At 67.1% G+C, this 8,290-nt stretch carries 6 protein-coding genes; 3 read left to right on the top strand and 3 right to left on the bottom strand.

Features of this window, described 5'->3' with window-relative positions; translation table 11 throughout:
* The first annotated feature begins 423 nt into the window (after positions 1-423).
* Entirely contained in the window at positions 424-3,813 is a 3,390-nt protein-coding gene (gene cydC / locus FM104_RS12200; protein WP_087132526.1) for a thiol reductant ABC exporter subunit CydC, read from the top strand.
* Positions 3,814-3,833: 20 nt separating this feature from the next.
* Here cydC and FM104_RS12195 read toward each other — a convergent pair whose 3' ends face one another.
* On the bottom strand, positions 3,834-4,628 hold the full coding sequence (locus FM104_RS12195; RefSeq protein ID WP_179206781.1) for a M56 family metallopeptidase: 795 nt from the start codon (positions 4,626-4,628) through the stop codon (positions 3,834-3,836).
* Between the two features lie 28 nt (positions 4,629-4,656).
* Complete coding sequence (locus FM104_RS12190; protein ID WP_087132524.1) at positions 4,657-5,013, bottom strand: BlaI/MecI/CopY family transcriptional regulator; 357 nt, start codon at positions 5,011-5,013, stop codon at positions 4,657-4,659.
* A 145-nt stretch (positions 5,014-5,158) separates the two neighbouring features.
* On the opposite strand from FM104_RS12190, the gene FM104_RS12185 reads away from it, so the two are divergent.
* Entirely contained in the window at positions 5,159-6,745 is a 1,587-nt protein-coding gene (locus FM104_RS12185) for a cytochrome ubiquinol oxidase subunit I (RefSeq protein WP_087132523.1), read from the top strand.
* A 26-nt stretch (positions 6,746-6,771) separates the two neighbouring features.
* A complete protein-coding gene (cydB, locus tag FM104_RS12180; protein ID WP_087132522.1) occupies positions 6,772-7,815 on the top strand; it encodes a cytochrome d ubiquinol oxidase subunit II in 1,044 nt (347 codons plus the stop codon).
* A 42-nt stretch (positions 7,816-7,857) separates the two neighbouring features.
* Here cydB and FM104_RS12175 read toward each other — a convergent pair whose 3' ends face one another.
* On the bottom strand, positions 7,858-8,061 hold the full coding sequence (locus FM104_RS12175) for a hypothetical protein (protein WP_087132521.1): 204 nt from the start codon (positions 8,059-8,061) through the stop codon (positions 7,858-7,860).
* Between the last annotated feature and the right edge of the window lie 229 nt (positions 8,062-8,290).

Here is an 8,290-nt window from a genome sequence, read left to right as displayed (position 1 = left end):
GCACCCACACACCCACCAACAAAGGCAGGACGCGCAAGGCAACTTCACAATCTAAGTCCGTCCCATCCAGGCTGCCGCTATGACTGACCGTGAGGATGAGATCGGAATCCGCTACCCGCTCGGGGCAACTTCTCTATCTTATACCTTCCGGCCGGCTTGTCAAATCGACGTTTCCCGGTGGAAAGGGCCACACTCGCCGACGCGAAGTCGCTCATCAGAAGATGAGATGGAGGTGGTTGTCCGCTGCTTGAGGGGAGCCAGGCCTTCCGGCCTTCCGCTCTACCCTTTGGGGCCGAACAAGTAAAAGATTACGTGGATCCCGGCATCCCGGCAAATCCGAACCGCCTCCCGGGCGTGTCGAGCCCCGGAGCCGCTGATCATCACCGGCCCGACCAATATTTCTACGAACTGTAGAATTCAGACATGCTCCGCCATTCCCCTGAGAACGACCCCTGGGTGCTCGAAGCACAGCGTGCATCCGAGCCCAGCGGCAGCCGCCGGCCGGATCTCAGTGCGGTGCCCCCGCTCTCCCTCTTCTCGATGGGGGTGCTCGCCGCCCTCCGGGCGCTCGGTCTCGTGATGATCGCCGAATCGGTCGCCCGCGGCATCGGCACGATCGCGACCGCCGCGATGACGCCGGAGACGTCACGAGTCATCCTGCTGCTCGGCATCGGCGGCATCCTGCTGCGCGCGGGAGCGGAATGGGCGACGGCGGTGCAAGCGCGCCGCATCGCCACGTCTGTCAAGCACGCCCTCCGTCGCCGACTCTGGCGGCGCATCGTCAGTGGCAACGACCGGGGCGGCAGCGCGGCTGTCCTGGCATCCGACGGCTTGGACGCACTCGACGATTACTACATCCAATCGCTGCCCGCACTCATCTCGGCCGCGGTCGTCCCCCTTCTCATCGGCGTCCGCATCCTCGGCGCCGATTGGGTCAGCGCTCTCGTCATCGTTCTGACCGTTCCACTCGTGCCGGTGTTCATGGTTCTGATCGGCAAGCACACCCAGCAGCGCACGGATGCAGCCCTCACCGCACTGACCCGGCTCGCCGATCACCTGACCGAACTCGCCCGGGGACTGCCGGTGCTGGTCGGACTCGGCCGCGTCGATGAGCAGACCCGCGCTCTCGACGATATTCAGCGGAACTATCGCGAGCGCACAGAGGAGACGCTGCGGTGGGCGTTCCTCTCGGCGCTCGCGCTCGAGCTGATCGCGACGATCTCGGTGGCCGTCGTCGCCGTCTTCCTCGGGCTCCGCCTGCTCGACGGCTCGATGGAACTCACTCCGGCACTGCTCGCGCTGATCCTCGCACCGGAGTGCTTCACCGCACTTCGTGACGTCGGCGCGGCCTTCCACGCCTCGCAAGACGGCCTCTCGGCACTGCACCGGGCCCAGGAGCTGCTCGATGCCCCGGAAGCGAAAGACGCCCGCCGTCCTGGAACGGACGGGATTCGCGTGGAGCTTCTTCGCGTGGACTACCCCGGTCGCCACTCCCCTGCCCTGCAGACGACCACCGCTGATCTGAGCGGCATCACCGTCGTCACGGGCGCGAGTGGCACGGGCAAGTCCACGCTGCTCTCCGCCCTCGCCGGGGTTCTGCCGGCCGATGCCACCGTCAGCGGGAGGGTCAGTGGCGTCCCGGTGGGGTCCGTTGCCTACGTCCCGCAGGCTCCACGAGCATTCGAGGCGACGCCTCTCGCCGAATTGGCGGTGTATGGCGCAGACGCTGCCGCTCTTGCCGAGCTCGGACTGGCCGATCTCGCGCACGCCTCGGTCAATGAACTCAGCCCTGGTGAGCAGCGACGGCTTGGCGTGGCACGCGGGCTGGCCCGGGTGGGTGCCGGCGCCGAGCTGCTTGTTCTCGATGAGCCGACGGCGCATCTGGATGCCGCATCGGCGGATCTCGTGCGCGCGGCCATCCGCCGTCGGGCATCGCAATGCACGATCGTGCTCGCCAGCCACGAGGCCGCAACCCGAGCGCTGGCCACACGGTCGGTCGCGATGGAGGCGGCACCGACACCAGAGACGGCGCCGGCGCCGGCACCGACCGCACCCCCCGAAGCAGCGCCCAGGTCTCGCGCGTCAGCGGCTGACGCGGTGCGGATGACGAGCTCCAGCGCGGCTTCGCCAGCTGCTCGCTCCATGGCATCCGCTTCTCCGAAGGCCACCAGAGCCGCCACGTCAGCCGCGACCGAGCTCACACTGCGGGGCCTGCTGCGCCCCCACCGCTGGCTGTGGCTCGGGTCGATGGCCATGTCGGCGCTTGCCGTGGGGCTGGGAATCGCGCTGACAGCGGTATCGGGTTGGCTCATCGTGCGCGCCAGCATCGAGGAATACATCATGTACCTGCTCGTGGCGATCGTCGGCGTGCGCGCCTTTGGAATCGGGCGCGCGGTCGGCCGCTATGCGGAGAGGCTTCTCACCCACCGGGCAGCCTTCGAGGTGGTCGACGCGCTGCGACTGCGATTGTGGCGCACGATCGCTGCCCGAGGCGCGGGTTCGCGGCGGCTCCTCGAAGGCGGAGCGCCGCTGGACTACCTCGTCACGCTCTCCGGTGACCTTCGCGATCAGCTTCCACGGGTGCTGGCACCCCTGGGAGGCGGCGTGCTCGTGATCGTCGCCGCGATCGTGACGACCGCGTTCATCGCGCCGCACCTGACACTGCTCGTCGCCCTCACGCTGCTTATCTCCGTGGTGCTCGCCGCGGCACTGGCGATCATCACCGAACGGGGCGCCGGAGCCGCACGGGTACAAGCGCGCTCGAAGATCACTCGGTCCACGGCAGCGCTCGCGCACGCCGCGGATGACCTGCGCGGCAACGGGGTGACGGATTCAGCGCTGCGGATGCTGGATGCCGACGGGCGCCAGCTCGCCGAGGCGGAACAACGCGCCTCGTGGTCAGCCGGATTGGCAGCCGCCGTGATCACCGTCGCCACGACCTTGCTCGCGGTGCTGACGCCGCTGCTTTCCGCAGGTCTGCCGGCAGAGCTGGTGTCGGTGATCGCGCTTCTCGCACTGGGACTGCTCGAACCTCTGGCCGCTCTCGTCGACGCGATCCAGCGCGTGCCCGCGCTGCGAGCACTGCTGCGGCGACTCGGCGCCCTGCTGCGTCCCACGCCGACGCCTCGCTGGGGTGCGGACGCTGTCGCAGAGAAGACGAAAGCACTCGAGCTGGACGACGTCGCCATCCGCTACCCCGGTGCACAGCATCCCGCCGTGACAGGCCTCACCGGCACCGCCAGACGCGGGCACTGGCTCATCCTCACCGGCCCGTCGGGGTCGGGGAAGTCGACCGTGCTCTCGGCGGTGATGGGCGCGCTGCCCGTCGAGCAGGGCGCGATCCGCGCCGACGGAGCCGCGCTCACCACGCTCGAGGAAGCGGCGTGGCGCAGCCGCGTCGCGTGGTGCCCGCAGGATGCCTATGTCTTCGACTCGACGCTGCGGGGCAACCTGCTGCTGGCGCGGGCACGTCACGATGCTCCCGACGACACGGAGATGACGCACGCGCTCACCCGGGCAGGCCTGGGAACACTCGTATCGGGGCTCGCCGACGGCTTGGCAACGCGTGTCGGGCAGGGCGGGTCAGCTCTTTCCGGTGGCGAGCGCCAGCGTTTGTCGGTCGCACGAGCGCTGCTGAGCCGCGCAGATGTGATCCTGCTCGACGAGCCGACGGCACACCTGGATGAGGCGACCGCCGCCGCGATGATGACAGACGTCCGCGCAGCGACCGCCCGGCGCGTGGTGATGCTGGTGTCGCATCGAGCGGCAGATCAGCAGCCGACAGATGACTGCGTCGTGCTCCCCGCCCGGTAACGCCGCCGATTGCGCTACTTTCATCCCGCCAGGCGGCGAAAGCGATCGCTGACTCGCGTCGAGCCAGACACGACGATCTCGGCACCGGGCGCGCCGCCCGCTCCCACCGCGAGAATCGCGCGCGCCAGAACCTCGTCGTGCACCTCTCGACGCGCCTGATCGTCGGCGAGCATCTCCACGAGGGCCGCAACTTCTGCCTCGGCCCGCGCGGCGATCGGAAACCAGGGCAGCGCGGCGCGCCATGCGCGAAACGCGAGCAGCAGCAGGTCGTGACGCTGCTCGACGTGGGCGCGCTCATGGGCGATCACGGCCACGAGCTCATCCGAATCCAGCCGGTCCAGCAGCCCCTTCGACAGCACGGTGACGGACTTGGCACCATTGGGCAGACAATAGGCGACCGGCACGGAATCATCGATCACGCGCGTGCGCGCCCTGGTCGGATGCGGGGACGTGAGCATCTCAAGCAGTGCAAGGTGACGATGACGCAAGCGCGTCACCTGCATGACCGTCACGGCGAGGTGGCAGAGGAGGTACACCGCGAAGACGGCGGCGGGCACCGAGGCGAGAAGCAACTGGTCCGGCATCAGTGCGATCCCGGCCAGTGCGAGTGCCCCAATCATCGAGAACCCGCCGGCCAATCCGATCGCCTGCCACAGCAGCAGCGCCATGACGGGAGCGCGCATCGGCCACGCAGCGCGGGACAGGGCGACGGGAACCGGCCATGCCAGAGCCAGAGCGACCAGTCCCAGCACGATCGCGGCGGTGATCACCGAGCTATGCGGGATGACGAGCGCACCGCCAGCCGCGCTGGCCATCACCGAGCAGAGCAAGAGTCGGCCCCGCTCACACCGCGCGGCGCAGCAGTGTGCGCAGCACGGCGGCATCCTCGTCGGAGACGCCGCCGACGAAGCGTTCGAGGACAGCGGTGCGATCGCCAGCGGCCCCGAGCACCTCGTGCATCAGTTCAGCGACATGATCGGCGCGAGAGGCGACGGCGGTGTAGCGGTGCGGACGCGAACTGCGGTCTGAAGAGACGAACCCCTTCTTCTCCAAGCGTGAAAGAACCGTGAGCACAGTGGTGACCGCGAGCACACGCCCATCCGCTTCCAGCGCGTCCTTGACGTCGTACGCCGTGACCGCAGCATCCGTCGCCCAGATGGCGTTCATCACCGCGCGCTCCAGCTCGCCGAGCGTTCCCATATGCCCCTCCATCGGATCATCCGTGCGTCGAACACCTCCATTCTACACTCCGTCGAATTTGTTCTATGCTGTGTCGAAGAAGTTCTACACACCGTAGAACTGCGTGCGGCGGATTATGGGATCCGCCTGCTGAGAAGGAGATCGCGTGGACGTGCTCGATATCGCCCGCTGGCAGTTCGGCATCGTGACGGTCTACCACTTCCTCATGGTTCCGCTCACGCTGGGACTCGGAATGTGCGTCGTTATCATGCAGACCCGCTGGGTGCGCACGGGGGACGAGAAGTTCCTGCGGATGACGAAGTTCTGGGGCAAGGTCTACCTCATCAACTTCATCATCGGCGTCGCCACCGGTCTCGTGCAGGAGTTCCAGTTCGGCATGGCCTGGAGCGAGTACTCCCGTTTCGTCGGCGATGTCTTCGGTGCACCGCTGGCGATGGAGGGCCTGCTCGCCTTCTTCGTCGAGTCCACTTTCCTCGGCATCTGGATCTTCGGCTGGGGGCGCCTGCGCAAGGGCCTGCACCTCGCAGCCCTGTGGTGCGCGGTGATCGGCTCGTGGATCTCGGCCTACTTCATCATCGTCGCGAACTCCTGGATGCAGCATCCGGTCGGTGTCGAGCTCGGCGCCGATGGCCGCCCCGTGATGACCGACATCTGGGCTGTGCTCACCAACTCGACGGCTCTGGCCGCGTACACGCACACGATTCTCGGCGCTCTGGTCGTGGCCGGCATGTTCCTGCTCGGCATCTCGTGGTACCAGCTCTGGCGGCGCCGGCACGACGGCATCGATACCGTCGACTCCTCCGGTGCCGTGGTCGTCGGCGAGACGGATGCCGTGCACGGGCGCGATCGCACCGATCACGGCGTCTGGATCTGGTCGCTGCGGTTCGGTGCGCTTCTCGCGATCGTCGCGTTCGTAGGCACCGTCGCCACGGGCGACGTGCAGGGCAAGCTCATGTACGAGCAGCAGCCGATGAAGATGGCGGCGGCCGAAGCCGCCTGTCACACCGGTTCATCGTTCTCGGTGCTCTCGCTCGGCGACCCCGGGTCCACCGACTGCTCTGATGTGATCACGCTGATCGAGGTGCCGGGCGTCCTCGGGTTCCTCGGCACCGGAGAATGGGGCGCCGACATGCCCGGCATCCGCGATCTCGAGCCGCAGTACGTCGATCAGTACGGCGCCACCATTCCCGACAACGCACTCTACGGCGAGCGCGCGGGCACGGACGTGCATTACGTGCCCGTCATGTGGGTGACGTACTGGGGCTTCCGTCTCATGATCGGACTCGGCGGGATCGTCGCCGCGGGAGGAGTGATCGCGCTGTGGTTGACGCGGAAGGGCACAGTGCTCTCGTCGAAGTGGATCATGCGCCTCGCGCTGCTGGGAATCGTCGCCCCCTTCGCAGCGAACATCGCCGGCTGGATCTTCACCGAGCTCGGCCGCCAGCCGTTCGTGGTTGCCCCGAACCCCGACGCCACGGGCATCGACGGCGTGTTCATGTTCACGGCGGCCGCCGTCTCACCCGGCGTGACGGCCGGCGAGCTGCTGTTCTCGGTGATCACGCTCGCCGCCGTGTACGGGGTGATGCTCATCATCGAAGTGTTCCTCATGGTGAAGTACATCCGTGGCGGCGTGGCCAGTGCGATGCCCGAGCTCACGCGCCGCGCAGCGGATGCCGACGACGCACCCGACGATGACCGTTCGCAGGGCGACGTGCTCGCCTTCGCCTACTGAACGACAGCAGCTGAAGAGGATTGATCATGGAACCGCTTCCCATCGTCTGGTTCATCGCGATCGCGGTGCTCTGGATCGGCTACATCCTGCTCGAAGGCTTCGACCTCGGTGTCGGGATGCACATGATCTTCAGCACGCGCAGCGAGCGCGATCGCCGGGTCATGCTCAACACCATCGGTCCTGTCTGGGACGGCAATGAGGTGTGGCTCATCACTGCTGGCGCGGCTCTTTTCGCCGCTTTCCCTGCGTGGTACGCGGCACTGTTCTCAACGCTGTACGTACCGCTGACGATCATGCTGGTCGGATTGATCGTGCGCGCGGTCGGCATCGAGTACCGCGGAAAGGTCGCCTCTCAGCGCTGGGCGACGACCTGGACCTATCTGATCGGCATCGGCTCGCTGATCACGGCATTCTGCATCGGAGCAGCGCTGGCGCTCACGTCGACGGGGCTGCCCATCGACGCCAACGGTGATCGAGTCGGGGGGCCGTTCGTGTGGCTGACGCCACCGGCGATCCTCGGCGGCGTGGCAGTCGTCGGGTTCGCGTTGGCGCACTCGGCCACGTTCCTCGGGCTCAAGGCCGACGGCCCCGTGCGCGAGCGAGCAGCCGACTTCGCAGCTCGCTGGGCACCGCTGTGTCTCCTGCCAGCAGCAGCCTGGGCGGTGTGGGTGCAGATCGAACACGACGCGGGGGTCGTTTCGTGGATGCTGATCGCGCTGGCCGTCGTCGGCCTCGTCTACGGCTGGATCTCGGCGCGCCGACGTCGAGAGGGGTTCGCGTTCATCGGATACGCGGCCTTCGGGCTGTTCGGCGTCGCGGCGATCTTCACGGGGATGTTCCCGCACGTGCTGCCGTCGACGGTGGACCCGGGGTTCGACTTGACGATCTGGAATGCCGCGAACAGCAACTACACGCTGGGCGTGATGACCGTGGTCGCCGCCTTCTCGTTGCCGGTGATCCTGCTGTACCAGGCGTGGAGCTACTGGATCTTCCGTCAGCGGGTGACGCCGGGAATGATCCCCGAGGTGCACATCGTGCTGCCGGCGGTACTGCGCGACCCGGTTCGCTGAGCGCGGGCCGGGTGCCCAGCCACCGCCGGGCAACGGCCTCGCTCAGTCGTCTTGTGGTTCCTCGGTACTGATGACTCCGATGCCGATCGCCTCGTGGTCGGGTTCCGGTTCATCACGAGCCGGAGCCTCGGGCTCTTCGCCCGGGTCCTTCTCGGTGCTCGGCTCCTCGAGCTCGTCGTTGCTCGGAAGCTCTTCCGGGTCGGCCTGCCCCACCTTGCTGTCCTGGTCTGGGGTGCTGTCTGTCATGATGATCGCCCTTTCGTGATGCCTTGGCGATCATCATGCCCCGACTCGCACTGTGGGTGATAGGGGCTTGACGTGCGCAGGCACGCTTCCTCAAGACAAAAAAACGGCTGAGCCCCCGAAACCGGCGGTTCAGCCGCTCACGATGTCCTGAGACATCACATTGGTGGACCCAGGGGTGTCGGAATTCACCACATCGTTGACGGCTGATCGTGGGAAATCTGCTCATGAT

Origin of the sequence: Microbacterium esteraromaticum, from assembly GCF_900163815.1 — a bacterium.
Classification (GTDB): Bacteria; Actinomycetota; Actinomycetes; order Actinomycetales; family Microbacteriaceae; genus Microbacterium; species Microbacterium esteraromaticum_B.
The sequence above is the reverse complement of the archived record's forward strand: the minus strand, read 5'-3'. Positions and strand labels throughout refer to the sequence as shown.